The following is a 15,174-nucleotide window of genomic DNA, read 5'->3' as shown; positions in this document are numbered from 1 at the left end:
TTCCCGCGCGATGGCGGTTAGTGTCGCCCGCCCCGCACCAACGCGGAAGGGGGCGTCATGCCGTCGTCGTACGACCGGCTCGCGGAACTCGTCGATCCCGCGAGCACCGTCCTGCTCACCGTCGAGTGCCAGCAGGGTGTGCTGGGCCCGGACAGCGCACTGCCCGAACTCGCCCACGAGGCACGGGCGTCGGGGGCGCTCGCCAACATCGCCCGGCTTGTCGCCGCCGCGCACGACACCGGTGTCCAGGTGATCCACGCGATCGCCGAACGCCGTCCCGACGGCCGCGGCGCGAACCACAACGCCCGGCTCTTCCGCGCCGCCGAGCGGCTGCCCGTCCAGCAGCTGTCCGGCACCGCGGCGGTCCGCGTGGCGCCCCCCATCGAGGTCGCGGAGGAGGACCTCGTCGTACGACGGCTGCACGGTCTGTCGCCCATCCAGGGCACCGACGTCGACCCGCTGCTGCGCAACCTCGGCTGCCGCACCCTGGTCGTCACCGGTGTCTCGGCGAACGTGGCGATCCCCAATGCCGTGTTCGACGCGGTGAACCGGGGCTACACGGCCGTCGTCCCGGCCGACGCCATCGCGGGAGTGCCCTCCGAGTACACCCCCGCGATGGTCCGCAACACCCTCGCGTTGGTCGCCACGGTCGCGACCACGGACGAGGTGCTCGGCTGCCTCAAGCGCCCGCGCCGGCGGGTCTGAGTGTCAGGCCAGCGTGATCTGGTCGCCGGAGACGGTGATGTTGGCGGCCGTCAGACCCGTGGTGGCGGGGCCCTTCTTCACGCTGCCGTCCTCGATGGAGAACTGGCTGCCGTGACACGGGCAGACGATCGCGCCGTTGGCCACGCTGGTCACCGGGCAGCCGGCGTGCGGGCACTTCGTCGCGAACGCCTTGTAGGTGCCCGCCGTCGGCTGGGTGACCACCACGGCCTGGTCCTTGTAGATCGTGCCGCCGCCCTCGGGGATGTCCGTGGTCTTGGCGAGCGCGGTACCGCCGGCCGCCGCGGTCGAACCGCCCGAGCCGTTGCTGTCCTGGGTGGTGGAGCCGGCGCCGGTGGTCGCCGCGCCGTTCGTGGTGCTCGACGAGTCGTCGTCCGACGACCCGCAGGCGGTCAGCGCGGCGGCGAGCCCCGCCGCTCCGGCCGCCGCCATGACGGTACGGCGGGCCGGTCCGGTTGAGGGGTTGAGCGATGCGCTGGTCATGAGGGGTTCCCTTCCGCGGAGCTTCTCGTTGATCCGTCCAGGGGTACGGCCTTCGGGCACCACCTGTTCAGACGGCATCCAGATAGTCATCACCCCGACATGAGGCTCCGATGAATCAGCGCTGTCGGTTCACTGTCGACGCCCCCGGCTCCCCCTCAGGGCCGGAAATCGCCCTGCGGTGGAGTCACGCCCTCGCGCGGCGGCATGCCGAAACCGCCGTTTCTGAGGGCGGTTTCGGCATGCTGCCGTCGGCGAGCGGATTTCCTGCCGGTCAGAACACGACGAGCGGTGCGTTCGGGCCGGGGTCGTAGTCGAATTTGAAGTTGATCCGGGTCTCGCCACCACTGCAGCTCTTGGTGGTCAGGATCTCGGTTCCCCAGCCGAAGCTGGGATCGTCCCCGACGCACGTACTCCGGTTCTTGGGCCTGATCGAGAGCTGGCCGGTGTCGCTCCAGTAGTTCGGGTCGAAGAGCTGGTCGGAGGCGCCGTTGCAGGACCACTGGATGATCCTTCCGGCGTTGTCGCTCCAGCACTTTCCGGTGGTCCGGTTGACGATGCTGTAGAGACCACCGCCGGCGGGCACGAACTTCCAGCTGCTGTAGTCCCTGAGTCCTCCCGTCAGCACCTCGACACCGTTGGTGCCCGACGAGACGCTCAGATACCGGTTGTCGTCGTGGGCGTTGAGCAGTTGGACGCCCGCGTTCGCGGCCAGGCGGCGGAACCCGACGGCGTAGTGGTCGGACGACATGGCGCGCACGATGCCGCCGTAGCCGGCGATCCGTTCGTTGGACACCATGTAGTCCAGTTCCCCGCCGCTCTGCTGGGTTGTGGCCTGGCTGATGTACCTGTGCCAACCTCGTTGGATGGTGAGCGTGCTCGGGGCGCGGTTCCAGTCGCCCATCGCGGCCCAGATGCGGGTCCCCGCTATCGCGCTCATGTTCGACAGCAGCTGTGTGCCGTCGTTGCCCCCGCTCGCCAGGGCGTGGACGGTGAAGAAGAGCGTGCCGCCCAGGGTGATACCGAGGGCCGGCCGGGACGTCGGAAGCCCGTTGCTGCCGTAGAACGCGGGCCTGGCGATGTGTACCTCAGGGGCGTCGTAGCTGGTCAGAATGGCGAGGTTCACCCGGTTGCCGCCGAAGTCGGTGCGCGTGTAGTAGATGTGCCAGTTCTGGGACTGGCCGGGCGGCCGCCACAGGTACTCCTGTACGCGCCACCCGCTCCAGTACGTGGTGCCCCCCAGGTAGCGGGATGTCCAGATCAGTTGTCCGGGCGGGTTGGGGCCGGCCTCCTGCAAGGAGATCACGTTGTAGCCCGCGCTGGTCAGCTGGGGGATGTCGGTCGACCACTTGCCGCCGCCGCCCTGCATGTTGTAGGTCGCGGGCCGGTAGTCCTCCACGGCCGCGTCGGCGCGTTGCGGTGCCCCGAGGGTGATGAGCGCGCTCGCGAGAACGGCCACGGCGAGCAGCGGCACGATGAACTTCGTCCGCAGGAGACCACCGCTGCCGCGGTGGCGGCGCGGTCTTTCGCGGGATGCCCGGGAGAGGGGAAGCCTCATGGGGTGTCCTTTCTGGCCCACGCCGAAGACGGCGTGAGAAGTGTGCGAGGAGTGCGTGAGGGGTGCACGGGGGTCAGCTGCCGACCGTGTCCGAGCTGTCGGTGGTGGCGGCCGGCGTGGGTGCCGTGTAGGCGTGGATCACGACCTGGTCCGGGTACGCGGTCGTCAGCGGATCGGTGACCGACGCCGGGGCGTCCGTGTCCACGACGATCCGGTCGTTCATCCCGTCGTAGTGCACGGCCACGCTGTACGCGGTGGTGTCGCCGTCCGCCGACACCTGCCGGACGACCTCGTTCTGGATGTCGGTGATCTGGGCGAGCGTGAACTGCTGGCTCTTCGCGGTGGTGGGAGTGGGCCAGTCGGCCGGGATCTCTCCGTACTCGGAGGTCCAACCGGGCGGCTTCCGCAGGTCGTCGATGTCGCCGGAGTAGTCGGAGGGGAAGATGATCACCGGCCCGATGTTCGGGTCGTCGAACGCGGCGAGCGCACAGTTGTAGTCGGCGAGGGCCTGGACCTGCTGCCACTGCAGTTTCGTCGCGGCGTCGCCGAAACCGGACGCGGGTGCCGCGGCGGTGGCCCCGACGGTGCCCACGGCGATCTGGTCCGGGGTGCACTTGGCCGGCGGCGGATTGTCGAGGGTGTACGCCTTGATCTCGAGTTTGCCCGCGTACTGGGCGGCCAGCGGATCGGTCACCGACGCGGGAGCGTCGGTCTCCGCCACCACCCAGTCGTGCATCCCGTCGTAGTGGACGTTCAGCTGGTAGGTGGTGTCGCCGCCCGGCTGTATCTGTGCGGTGACCGCGTCCTGGAGGGAGTTGATCTGGTCGACCGTGAACTGCTGGCTGAGCCCGGGGGTGGGGTCGGGCCAGTCGGTGGGGGTCTGCCCGAACTCGTCGGTCCAGTCCGGCGGCTTCTGCAGGTCGTAGATGTCGCCGGTGTAGTCGGAGGGGAAGATGACGACCGGTCCGACGTCGGGGTCGTCGAACGCCGCGATCGCGCCGTTGTAGGAGGCGAGCGCCTGGAGTTGCTCCCACTGGGCTTCGGCGCCGGTGGCCACTGCCTGTACCTCGGAGGCGGACAGGGCCCGGTTGTAGACGCGGAAGTCCCGCATCCGGCCCTTGAAGTACAGGTCGGAGGAGTACAGCGAGCGTCCGATGTAGTCCGCGGTGGTCGTCCCGCCGCCGATCGCGCCCGGGGTGATCGTCACCGACGTGTTGCGGGCCTTCTCCACGCCGTTCTCGTACAGGACGCCGGTGTTGCCCGTCTGCGTGTACGTCACGTGCTTCCACATGCCGCGGTACAGCGCGTACGAGGTCGACGGCCGGGTCTGCTGCTCGGCGTGGAAGTCGGTCAGCGTGATGCCGGTCCGGAACTGGTTCCCGGTGCTGAACAGGTAGCCGTTGCCGCTGGTGCCGCTCGTGTTGCCGAACCCGTAGAGGAAGTACGGCTTGCCCATGGTGGGATCGATCCACACGTCGAACGCGACGGTGATCGTACTGAGCCCGGCCATGATGTTGTTCGGCACCTTGATGTACGTGTTGGAGCCGTTGAAGCCCAGCCCGTCCGCGGCGCCCCAGTCGGCGGTGCCGTTGACCGTGCCGTCCTTCCCGTGGCCGGAGGCGTCGTGCGCGACCGTGCCGGACGTCTCGTCCAGCTTGTACCGCAGGAGCAGCCCGTCGGTGATCGAGGCCTGCGCGGGGACGGCGGTCGTCAGCGCGCCGCCGGCCGCCAGCAGGAGGGAGAGAACGGCCACGAGCGCGGCGGACATCCGCCGTCGCACGGCGGCGCTCGGGCCGCCCGGCCTTCGGAAGGCGGCCCTGGCGGCAGCCGGGAGCCGGCTCAGCGGGGCCATGACACGAGGGGCCGCGAGGACTGTCCCGGCCGCGTTCGTTCTTCGCATGATCATCCTTTTCAGAGCGGTAGGCGGCATGCGGGAGGCGGGACGCGGACGTCCGAAGCCCAGGCCGCTGCCGGTCGCCGAACCAGGCGTGCGTGAGATCGCCGGGATCCGGGAGACGGACCGCGGCGCACGCCGGTGGGGGATGGTCGCCGTATCTGGAGGGAGGGCACCCGGCCGGTGCCGACCGCCTCGATATGGCTGTCACGAACATGAAAGGCCCGGGGGCAGACCCCGGGCCATGGGTATTTCTACGGGGTTCTCATGCGTTTCTCATGAAAGTGGGCGCCCCGGTCCCGCTACGGGGCGGGCGTCTGGTTCGCCGCCCACCAGGCCGCGATCTGGGCACGGCCGCCGAAGCCGAGCTTGGCCCGGATGTTCTCGACGTGCCCTTCGACGGTGCGGGGCGACAGCACGAGCATCGCGGCGATCACCCGGTTGTTCATGCCCTGGGCCACCAGCGCGGCCACTTCCCGCTCCCGGCGGGTCAGCGGGGCGGCGCCGGCCGGGGCGGCCGTGTCGGCACCGCGCTCGCCCGTGCCCCCGCGCCCGCCCGTACCCCCGTGCCCGCCGTCGTCGCCGTGCTCGCTGTGGTCGCCGCCCAGGGCATACGCCACCGCCCGGGCGGGGCCGTCGTGGCGACGGCCGCTCTCCGCGAGCGCCTTCTCGTACGCCGCCGGACCCAGGGCCCGTACGACCGCCTCCTCGCATCGGCTGTGCAGTACGCCCAGAAGCGGGCCGAAGGCCAGGATGGTGGTGCCGGTGTCCCGCCACAGGGGGCGCGCCGCGCCCAGCAGCCGCGCCGCCCGCTCGTGGTCGCCCTGGGAGGCGGTGATCCAGGCGAGCAGGTCGATCATCAGCGCCGTCCCGACGTAGTCACCGAAGCCCCTCTCGATCTCCAGGGCGTCCCGGATCAGGGCCGTGGCCGCCTCCGGATCGTCGTGCAGCCAGGAGTCCAGGCTCAGCGCCCACAGCGCGTGCGCACGGGCCCACCGCTCACCGTGCGCCTGGGAGATCGCGACCGCGCGCCGGCCGGTCTCGGCCGCGCGCTGGTCCTTCGGATGCGTCTGGGCGGCGGCCAGTTGGAACAGCAGGAAAACCGCCTCGGGTCCGTCGCCCAGCGTCGTCCGGGTGGCGAGTGCGTCCTCGAACAGCGACTCGGCCTCCTTCCGCCGCCCCCTGAACATGGCCAGCGTGGCCCGGAAGCACAGGACGTGCGCACGCACCACCACGTCGTTCGACTGCTCGCCGAGCTCCTCCGCCTCGTCCAGCCACCGCTCGGCCGCCGGGTGGTCGCCCTGCAGCAGCGCCACCCAGGCGGCGACCCACAGCGCCGTGGCCCGGGCCGGGGTGGGCTCGGGCGCGGCGGCGAGAGCCCGGTCGAGCCGTCGCCGACCCTCGCCGAGGAACGCGTCGGCGCACCAGTGGAAGCGCAGCGCGGCGGCCAGCGCGAGGGTCGCCTGCGGGTCGCCGCCGCAGTCCAGCGCGGCCCGCATGTTGCCCTGCTCGGCGCGGAGCAGGGCCAGCGCCGCCTCCTGGCCGGGGCCGTACCAGCCGTCGGCGAGCCGCTCGGCCAGGGCGAGGAAGAAGTCGCGGTGCCGCAGCAGCAACCGCTGTTCCTCGCCGGATGCGGCGAGCCGCTGTCTGCCGTACCGGCGGATGGTCTCCAGCAGCCGGTAGCGCGGCTGGCCCTCGTGCTCGGTGGCCAGGACGACGGACTGGGCGACCAGCCGGTCCAGCAGATCCAGCACCTCGTCCCGGTCGATTCCCTCTCCCGAGCAGACGCCTTCGGCGGCGTCCAGGCCGAAACCGGAGGCGAAGACCGACAGCCGGTTCCACAGCAGCCGCTCGGCGGGACGGCACAGGTCGTAGCTCCAGTCGATCAGCGCGCGCAGCGTGCGCTGCTGCGGACGGGCGGCCTGGCTGCCGCCCGTGAGCAGCTTGAACCGGTCCTCCTCCAGTCGGTCCACCGCCTGGTCGACGGTGAGCGTGCGCAACCTGGACGCCGCCAGCTCGATCGCCAGCGGCAAGCCCTCCAGGTCGGCGCAGAGCCGGCGGACCCCGGCCCAGTTCGCGTCGGTGATCCGGAAGTCCGGCCGGACGGCGGTGGCCCGGTCCCGCAGCAGCTCGACAGCCTCGTCCGGCACGGACAGCGGCGGTACGGTGACGACGTGCTCGCCCGTGAGGCCCAGCGTCTTGCGGCTCGTCGCCAGGATCCGCAGTTCGGCGGAGGCCGACAGCAGCCTGTCGGCCAGCTCGGCGCAGGCGTCCACCAGATACTCGCAGTTGTCCAGCACGATCAGTGCCCGGCGCCCGGCCAGATGCCTCGCGAGGTCGTCCAGGACGGGTCTGGCGCCCAGGTCCGGCACCCCCAGCGCGGTCGCCGCCGCACTCGCGACCGCCGACGGTTCCCGCACCGGGGCCAGATCCACCAGCCAGCACCCGTCCGCGAAGGCCTTGCCGCACGTCGCGGCCACCGCCAGCGCCAGCCGCGTCTTGCCCACCCCGCCCACCCCGGTGAGCGTCAGCAGCCGCGCCGAGCCGAGGAGGCGGCGGATCTCGACGATGTCCCGCCGACGGCCCACGAACGTGGTGAAGGCGGCGGGCAGATTCCCCGCTTCCGAGATCACACCAGGCACTGACACCGTCCTCGACACCATGACCTAAAAGGATGATAAATCAGACTGCCGCGAGGGTTGGAGGGTGCGGCGCATCGGGTGCTGAACGGGCGAGTGTCGTCCTGCCCGAACAACTGGGCCCGGTCAGCTTGAACAGCATCTGGCCGGAGTCGCAGCCCACCATGACCTTCTCGACCGAGTTTCCCCGGCCGCCCCCTCAGTCCCAGCGCTGCTTACTCTCCGTGTTGAATGAGCACCCTTGTGACGGCAGCGGCGAAGCCCCAGATTCTCCCCGGCGGCGCTGGGCGGGGCGGCGTCCTCGAAAAAAGCTGTGACAGGACGGTTATCCGGTGGTGGCCGCGGCCGATCCGCTGCGAGGGCTGAACAGCGATGCCGCGTACGTCGAGGACCTCCTGTCGAGCATCGCCGGGCCCGTTGTGCTGGCAGGGCATTCCTACGGGAGAGCCGGTCTGGAAGAGCACTCCGGCCTGGGCACCGATGGCCACGGAGGACCTCAACATCCCGCCGCGGGCACAGCGGTTCATGGCCGCGCGTGCGAAGGCGCGCACGGCGGAGGTCCGGGCTTCGCATGCCGTGGGCGTGTCACGCTCCGATGGCGTCGCCGACATCGTCGAGACTGCAGCGCGTACGACCTGCTGGCCAACGCGCTCGACAGGACGGGGCCCTGAGCTCGGCCCGTGTCGCTACCGGTCCTGTTCGGGTGCCGTAATCCCGAGGTCGGCGCGCATGACGCGGCGCATGTCCCACAGGGGATCCCACAGCTCGTTCAGGCTCTCCCGGGCGGCTTCCGCGTTCTCTCCCGGCTGGGCCGTGCCTCCGTCGATGCGCATCAACAGGCCGTACAAGTCGCCGAGATGGCGGTTCGCGGTGCCGGCCGCCTCCGCGACCGTGTCGGGCAGCACCATCTGGGCCTCGGCATGGCGCAGGCGGTGGTCGCGGCGCGCCCGGTCCAGATCCGACCGCAGTTCCCCGGTCATCTCGCCCTTCTCCAGGGCGTGGAGGGCCTTCGTCATCACGTTGGCCAAGTCGCGGGTGCCGGCGCTGAGCGCGGCGTAGCACGCGCGCCGTGCCTGAAGCCGGGCCTGGCGAGTGGCGTACTCGCGTTCGTCCTGCTGGAGTTGCCTGGTGTGCTCCAGCTCGCGGGTCCTGGCGCGGTCCGCGCCGCGCTGTGTGATGACGGCGGCCGCGAGCGTGCCGCCGATGCCCAACACCGCGATCACGATCTGGCTGACCGAACTGTCCAAGCTGCCTCCCCCGGCTGTGATCGGCTCGTAGGGACTTGTACCCGCTGCGGGACGTTCCCCTCAACGGACGGCGCGCCGGTAGCAGATGAGCGCACTGGCGAGGGCGACGCATGCCGGGGAGTGCTCGCGCGGCCGTACCGAGCAGCTGGTCGGTGCGTCCCCGCAGGGTGCGGACTGTTGCTCGGCTCCGACTGAGATCGTTTGGCGGAGCGGTGGCCGATCACGTGCCCAAGGACGTAGGCGCCGAACACCAGCACGATGACCAGCGCAACCAGTGCCATCCGGTCACCTTCGGCCGCAGCCCGCGCCGTGAGTTTCTGCTCTCTGTGGAGTGAGAGCGGCACGGCCGGCGGATACGGCGGATAGCCGGCCGACCCCGCCGGTGCCCTCCGGCGATGTTCAGCTCATGAGAATGACGGCGCCGAAGACGAACGGATAGGCGACGGTCAGCGCGCTGGCGGGCGGGCCGAGGAGGGCGTACGCGAGGAACGAGAAGGTACGGACTACGGGTCCCTTACGGGCGGCGATCCGGTCTTGGTCGTACGGGTCGTACGTCACTTCGACGCGGGCCGGGTCTGTGGCGACCAGCTTTCCGCCGCCGCCACTGTACGTTCGCCTGGTGCCCGAAGCGTCGGTGAATGTGTAGACCTTGGTGACCGTGGTCTCGCCGTCGGGCCCGGTGCCGTGGACGTTCTCTTTGAAGGTGGCCACGACCGTGATTCCCCGGCGGCGAAGCAGCCACCAGTTCACCGTGGTTTCGTACACGCTCAGGGCGACCGCGCACCCGGCGAGGAACGGTGTGAAGAGGACGGCCCAGAGCTTGGCGAGGTTCCGGTCTCCGGTCGCCGAAGTCAGCGCGAGCCCGAGGACGAACAGGGCGCCCAGGGCCAGGAGGCGCGCCCGGTCCTGGGCCGCTGCCAGCCAGCGGTCCTTGCGCTTCTCGGCGGAGAGCCGGGGCTCTGTCGTCACCAACTCCGCGCCGTTCACGCGCGGTTGTGCGGCATCGCGTACCGGCAGGGCCGCAGTGACCGTTGAGGCGAAGACCTGGGCGGCCTCGGCGCTCGGTGAGCTGAGGGTGTAGACAACGGGATCCGTGCTCGTGGAGGCGGAGGTCAGGACGATCTCGGTGACGCGCTGCTCGGGCCGACCCGTCGTACGTGCTCGCGAGTCCTGTCCGGCACGTCCCTGCGTACGGACCGTCTCTATGGCGGTGAGCGGTATACGGATTCTCGATCGTCTCCGCGCCCGCTCCAACAGCACCGCGTCCCGCGTGAAGCGTGCCGTGACCCGGCGCCCCGCAACACCAGTTCAGTCATGTGGTGACCGTACGGCAGGTAGGCGAGTTCTCGACACGGTGTTGCGCGATCGACGGCCTCGCCGACACCACTGGCAACGGCAGGCTCGACCCCGGCGGCCGTCATGACGACGGCGTCCTGGGCTCGCTCCAGGTCGAGGACAGTTCTACGAGAAGGCGGCGCTGACCCATCAGGGTGCCAAGGCGTGGCTTCGTCGTGCCGCACCTTGGACAACTCCCTCTCAGTCTCCTCGGTCGACTACCGGCGCGGCATCCTGTCCGGGCTGATTCCGGAGGGCATCGGCTCTGGGCGAGGCGGAAGACGTGTGCCGTCCACATACCCTTGCTTCCACGTGCTGCGGCACTCCTCGCGCGCGATCACCCTCGGTTACTATGCTCACTTCATGCCGGAGGCCGGCAGCAAGGGGCGCACCGCCTTCGGCGGACTGCTTGACGGGTGATTCCCGCTGCTCCACCTCCGCAAAGCCTGCTGTGGATTGCAAGGTTGAAGAGATGGGCGGCCTGGGAAAGTGTTGAAAGAGGTCACCGCGACCCGTTACATCACGCCGTTGCGTGAGGGTGGGTCGCTGCCGGGGCTCGTCGAGGCCGACGACTTCGGGACGTACGTCCTGAAGTTCACCGGTGCCGGGCAGGGGCGCAAGACGCTGGTCGCCGAGGTGGTCTGCGGGGAACTCGCCCGCCGGCTCGGGTTCCGGATGCCCCGGCTGGTCACCGTCGAACTCGACCCGGTACTGGGGCTCGGCGAACCCGAGCAGCAGGTGCAGGACCTGCTGCGGGGCAGCGGCGGCACCAACCTCGGCATGGACTTCCTCTCCGGCGCCCTCGGCTTCGACCCGCTCGCGTTCTCCGTGGGCCCCGAGGAGGCCGGCCGGATCGTCTGGTTCGACGCGCTGATCAACAACGTCGACCGCTCCTGGCGCAACCCCAACCTGCTGGTGCACCGCGGCGAGCTGTGGCTCATCGACCACGGCGCCACCATGATCTGGCAGCACAACTGGCCGTCGGCACAGACCTCCGCCGCCCGGCCGTACGACGCCTCGGACCATGCGCTGAACCGGTTCGCCCCCGATGTCGGGGCGGCCGCCGCCGTGTTGGCGCCCCGGGTCACCGAGGAACTGCTCGACGAGGTCACCGCCGAGATCCCGGACGTCTGGCTGGCCGGTGAGCCCGGCTTCGACACGCCCGACGACCTCCGGCGCACCTATGCCCGTCCGCTGCTCGCCAGGGCCGCCGTCATCCACGAGCGCATCACCGGCATCGAGGGGGCCAAGTGAGCGAGACCCATATCTACATGGCCGGGCATGTGACCGAGCGCCACATCACCCGGGCCGGCCAGGGCGGCGACCGGGACGTCTTCGAGTACGCCCTGCTGCGGGTCGTACCCCGTGTGGAGCGCGGCGAGTGCATCAACGCGGGCGTGATCGTGTACTGCCGGGCCAAGGCCTACGTCGGCGCGCGCACCCATCTGGACGAGGCCCGGCTGCTGGCCCTGGACCCGGACGCGGACGTCGCCGGGGTGCGGGCCGCGCTCGGGGCGGTCGAGGGCGTCTGCGCGGGCGGGGCGGCGGCGGGACCCGCTGCGGGGGACGACCCGGGCAGGCGCTTCCGCTGGCTCGTCGCGCCCCGCTCGGCCGTCGTGCAGCCCGGGCCGGTGCACACCGGGCTGACCCGCGATCCGGCCGCCGAGACGGCACGGTTGCTGGACCTCCTGGTGAGGTAATGGATCACACCCGCGCGGTGTGACGTTGACACCGCGTGCCAGGGCTTCTAGCGTCACGTCTACCGAAGGTACTAAGCGGTCGCTCACCGCGGAGGGGCTCCGCGAGCGGGCTCTCTCGATCAGTTCTCTCAAGGGCGAGGAGACACAGGAATGTCCACCACTGAGCAGCGGGTAGCCGTCGTCACCGGTGCGGCGCGCGGAATCGGCGCCGCCACCGCCGTACGCCTGGCCGCCGAGGGTCGCGCGGTCGCCGTCGTCGACCTCGACGAGGCCGCCTGCAAGGACACCGTCGAGAAGATCACCGCGGCCGGCGGCAAGGCGATCGCGGTCGGCGCCGACGTCTCCGACGAGGCCCAGGTCGCGGCCGCGATCGCACGGGTCGCCGAGGAGCTCGGGGCCCCGACGATCCTCGTGAACAACGCCGGTGTGCTCCGCGACAACCTGCTGTTCAAGATGTCCGCGTCGGACTGGGACACGGTCCTGAACGTGCACCTGCGCGGCTCGTTCCTGATGACCAAGGCCGTCCAGCAGCACATGGTCGAGGCCGGCTGGGGACGCGTGGTCAACCTGTCCTCCTCCTCGGCGCTCGGCAACCGCGGCCAGGCCAACTACTCCGCCGCCAAGGCCGGTCTGCAGGGCTTCACCAAGACCCTCGCCATCGAACTCGGCAAGTTCGGCATCACCGCCAACGCCGTCGCCCCCGGCTTCATCGCCACCGAGATGACCAAGGCCACCGCCGAGCGCGTCAAGATGGGCTTCGAGGAGTTCAAGGCCGCCGCCGCCACCCAGATCCCCGTGCAGCGCGTCGGCGAGCCCGAGGACATCGCCAACGCCATCGCCTTCTTCACGAACGAGGCGGCCGGCTTCGTCTCCGGCCAGGTCCTGTACGTGGCCGGCGGGCCGCTCGACTAGCGGGCAGCAGAGACCCATCGGGACTATCGAGGATCACAGACATGACTGAACTGCCCGAGCTGTCCGGCAAGGTAGCCGTCGTCACCGGCGCCAGCCGTGGCATCGGCTACGGCGTCGCCGAGGCGCTGATCGCCCGCGGCGACCGGGTCGCCATCACCGGCCGCAACGAGGAGGCCCTCAAGGAGGCCGTCGAGAGCCTCGGTTCCGAGCGGGTCATCGGCATCGCGGGCAAGGCGCACGACCTCGCCCACCAGGCCGAGGTCGTCGAACGCACCATGGAGGCCTTCGGCCGCGTCGACTACCTGGTCAACAACGCCGGCACCAACCCGGTGTTCGGCCCGATCGCCGACGTCGACCTGGACGTGGCCCGCAAGGTGTTCGAGACCAACGTGATCTCGGCGCTCGGCTTCGCCCAGAAGACCTGGCACGCCTGGCAGAAGGAGCACGGCGGCGCCATCGTCAACATCGCCTCCGTCGCCGGGCTCTCCGCCGCGCCGTTCATCGGCGCGTATGGCATCAGCAAGGCCGCGATGATCAACCTGACCCAGCAGCTGGCGCACGAGTACGCGCCCGGCGTCCGGGTCAACGCGATCGCCCCGGCCGTCGTCAAGACCAAGTTCGCCGAGGCCCTGTACGAGGGCCGGGAGGCGGAGGCCGCCGCGGGCTACCCGCTCAAGCGGCTCGGCGTGCCCTCCGACATCGGCGGCGCCGCGGCCTTCCTGACCTCGGAGCAGTCCGACTGGATCACCGGCCAGACGCTCGTCGTCGACGGCGGCATCTTCCTCAACGCCGGCGTCGCCTGACGACACCGCAGGTCGTCCGACCCGCCTCCGGGCGTCGTTTTCGTCACAGACATTCCGTCCCAGGAAAGACGAAACGGCGCCCGGACGGCTGTCCCCGATCCGCACCGCCAAATGACAACGTCGTCATAGCACATTCGATCAACGCCCGTGTTTCCGGGGTGGTTCCAGGCGCACAACGCTGCGGTATGGTCTGCCGCCGACCCCTGGTGCGGCGGATCGAGGAGTGTGCGCGTGTTCAACCGGAACCGAAGCCTGCGAAGAGCGGCTGCGGTCGCGTCGATATCCCTGGTGGCCGGCTGCGGCGTGTTCTCCGGCAGCAGTACGAGTGACAGCGGGCCGATCGTCGTGGGCACCACCAGCGCTCCCAGCACCCTGGACCCCGCCGGTTCCTGGGACGGCTCCTGGGAGCTGTTCCGGAACATCTACCAGACCCTGCTCGCCTACCCCAACGGCGCCACCACCCCCCAGCCCGACGCGGCCTCGAAGTGCGCCTTCACGGACTCCGGCAACCGCACCTACCGCTGCGAACTGCGCTCCGGCATGAAGTTCGCCGACGGCGACACCCTGGACGCCACGGCCGTCAAGTACTCCATCGACCGGATCCGGAACATCAACGCGCCCAGCGGCCCGGCCGGCCTGCTCGGCAGCCTCGACCGGGTGCAGGCGCTCGGCGACCGCGAGGTGGTCTTCCACCTCAAGAAGGCCGACGCCACCTTCCCGTTCGTGCTCGCCACCCCGGCCATGTCGATCGTCGACCCCGACGACTACCCGGCCCACTCGCTGCGCAAGGACCCCTCCGTGCACGGCTCCGGGCCGTACACGCTCAAGTCCTACGACGAGGGCAAGAAGGCCGAGCTGGTCCGCAACGACAACTACCAGGGCTTCGCCGACCGGCAGAACGGCGCGGTGACCATCCGCTACTTCCAGGACTCGGCCACCATGGTCAAGGCCCTGCGGTCCGGGGACATCGACGTCACCTACCGCGGCCTCGCCGCCTCCGACATCGTCGCCCTGCAGGCGCACCGGAACACGGACCTGCAGCTGATCGACGGCACCGGCACCGACATCAGCTACCTGGTGTTCAACCCCAAGGACCCGTGGGCCAAGCTGCCCGCCGTGCGCAAGGCCGTCGCCCAGCTCGTCGACCGCTCCGCGATCGCCCACACCGTGTACAAGGGCACCGTCGACCCGCTCTACTCCATGGTCCCGGCGGGCCTCACCGGACACACCACCGGCTTCTTCGACGACTACGGCGACCCCAGCACCTCCAAGGCCCGCAAGATGCTCGCCGACGCCGGCATCACCCAGCGGGTGCCGCTCACCTTCTGGTACACCACCGACCGGTACGGCTCCGAGACCGCCAGGATGTTCCAGCTGCTCAAGCAGCAACTGGACGAATCCGGGCTGTTCACCATCACCCTCAAGAGCCGTCCCTGGAAGACGTACGTCGTCGGCTACCAGAAGGGCGAGTACCCGGTGTTCGGGCGCGGCTGGTTCCCCGACTTCCCCGACGCCGACAACTTCATCGCCCCGTTCGTCGGCGAGCAGAACGCCCTCGGCACGCCCTACCCGTCGCCGGTGATCACCGGCAAGCTGCTGCCCCAGTCGCGCACCGAGAGCGACCGCGGCGAGGTCGTCAAGGACTTCGAGGAAGCCCAGCAGATCCTCGTCAACGACGCCCGGCTGATCCCGATCTGGCAGGGGCGGCAGTACGTCGCGGCCAGCGACGACGTCTCCGGCGGCGAACAGGCGCTCGACCCGTCGACGATCATGATGATGTGGGAGCTGCACCGCAAGACCAGCTGGTGAACCGGCGGTCCGGCACCCGTTGTCAGTGGTCGCCTGTAGGTTCTTCGTCATCGGCAGGAACCGCAAGTGACCGC

At 70.2% G+C, this 15,174-nt stretch carries 12 protein-coding genes and 1 pseudogene; 7 read left to right on the top strand and 6 right to left on the bottom strand.

What is annotated here, in order from left to right:
* The first annotated feature begins 57 nt into the window (after nt 1-57).
* Nucleotides 58-705, top strand: coding sequence for a cysteine hydrolase (locus ACGFZS_RS37410; RefSeq protein WP_393798841.1), 648 nt, complete (start codon nt 58-60; stop codon nt 703-705).
* 3 nt (nt 706-708) lie between these two features.
* On the opposite strand, the gene ACGFZS_RS37405 is transcribed toward ACGFZS_RS37410, so the two are convergent.
* From ACGFZS_RS37405 to ACGFZS_RS37390, 4 genes are all read right to left on the bottom strand, one after another.
* Nucleotides 709-1,206 carry a Rieske (2Fe-2S) protein gene (locus ACGFZS_RS37405; RefSeq protein WP_359216769.1) on the bottom strand — a complete coding sequence of 166 codons (498 nt, stop codon included), beginning with the start codon at nt 1,204-1,206 and terminating at the stop codon, nt 709-711.
* Nucleotides 1,207-1,477: 271 nt separating this feature from the next.
* A complete protein-coding gene (locus ACGFZS_RS37400) occupies nt 1,478-2,761 on the bottom strand; it encodes a hypothetical protein (protein ID WP_393798840.1) in 1,284 nt (427 codons plus the stop codon).
* A gap of 73 nt (nt 2,762-2,834) precedes the next feature.
* Entirely contained in the window at nt 2,835-4,661 is a 1,827-nt protein-coding gene (locus ACGFZS_RS37395) for a LamG domain-containing protein (protein WP_393798839.1), read from the bottom strand.
* A 296-nt stretch (nt 4,662-4,957) separates the two neighbouring features.
* Nucleotides 4,958-7,288: an ATP-binding protein gene (locus ACGFZS_RS37390; RefSeq protein ID WP_393798838.1), complete on the bottom strand. Its 2,331-nt coding sequence runs from the start codon at nt 7,286-7,288 to the stop codon at nt 4,958-4,960.
* Nucleotides 7,289-7,617: 329 nt separating this feature from the next.
* Here ACGFZS_RS37390 and ACGFZS_RS37385 point away from each other — a divergent pair.
* Nucleotides 7,618-7,927, top strand: a pseudogene (locus tag ACGFZS_RS37385) (hypothetical protein); the annotation flags it as partial.
* Nucleotides 7,928-7,980: 53 nt separating this feature from the next.
* Here ACGFZS_RS37385 and ACGFZS_RS37380 read toward each other — a convergent pair.
* Together ACGFZS_RS37380 and ACGFZS_RS37375 are read right to left on the bottom strand one after the other, a co-directional pair.
* Nucleotides 7,981-8,541: a hypothetical protein gene (locus ACGFZS_RS37380; protein ID WP_393798837.1), complete on the bottom strand. Its 561-nt coding sequence runs from the start codon at nt 8,539-8,541 to the stop codon at nt 7,981-7,983.
* Between the two features lie 399 nt (nt 8,542-8,940).
* Complete coding sequence (locus ACGFZS_RS37375) at nt 8,941-9,510, bottom strand: hypothetical protein (protein ID WP_393798836.1); 570 nt, start codon at nt 9,508-9,510, stop codon at nt 8,941-8,943.
* 855 nt (nt 9,511-10,365) lie between these two features.
* Here ACGFZS_RS37375 and ACGFZS_RS37370 point away from each other — a divergent pair.
* The 5 genes from ACGFZS_RS37370 (at nt 10,366) to ACGFZS_RS37350 (ending at nt 15,100) form a co-directional block, all read left to right on the top strand.
* The gene (locus tag ACGFZS_RS37370) at nt 10,366-11,130 is read left to right on the top strand and encodes a HipA family kinase (protein ID WP_393798835.1); all 765 of its coding nucleotides are present in this window, start codon (nt 10,366-10,368) and stop codon (nt 11,128-11,130) included.
* Nucleotides 11,127-11,576 (top strand): DUF3037 domain-containing protein, encoded by a 450-nt coding sequence (locus tag ACGFZS_RS37365; RefSeq protein ID WP_393798834.1) that lies wholly within the window; start codon nt 11,127-11,129, stop codon nt 11,574-11,576. The genes ACGFZS_RS37370 and ACGFZS_RS37365 overlap by 4 nt, the downstream gene beginning before the upstream one ends.
* A 150-nt stretch (nt 11,577-11,726) precedes the next feature.
* The gene (fabG, locus tag ACGFZS_RS37360) at nt 11,727-12,488 is read left to right on the top strand and encodes a 3-oxoacyl-ACP reductase FabG (RefSeq protein WP_393798833.1); all 762 of its coding nucleotides are present in this window, start codon (nt 11,727-11,729) and stop codon (nt 12,486-12,488) included.
* A 41-nt stretch (nt 12,489-12,529) separates the two neighbouring features.
* Nucleotides 12,530-13,291, top strand: a complete 762-nt coding sequence (locus ACGFZS_RS37355; RefSeq protein ID WP_390980838.1) for a glucose 1-dehydrogenase — start codon at nt 12,530-12,532, stop codon at nt 13,289-13,291.
* 231 nt (nt 13,292-13,522) lie between these two features.
* Nucleotides 13,523-15,100, top strand: coding sequence for an ABC transporter substrate-binding protein (locus tag ACGFZS_RS37350; protein ID WP_393798832.1), 1,578 nt, complete (start codon nt 13,523-13,525; stop codon nt 15,098-15,100).
* The last annotated feature ends 74 nt before the right edge of the window (nt 15,101-15,174 follow it).

The organism is Streptomyces sp. NPDC048288, from assembly GCF_043201555.1.
GTDB lineage: Bacteria > Actinomycetota > Actinomycetes > Streptomycetales > Streptomycetaceae > Streptomyces.
This window is presented reverse-complemented; position numbering and strand designations above follow the sequence as displayed.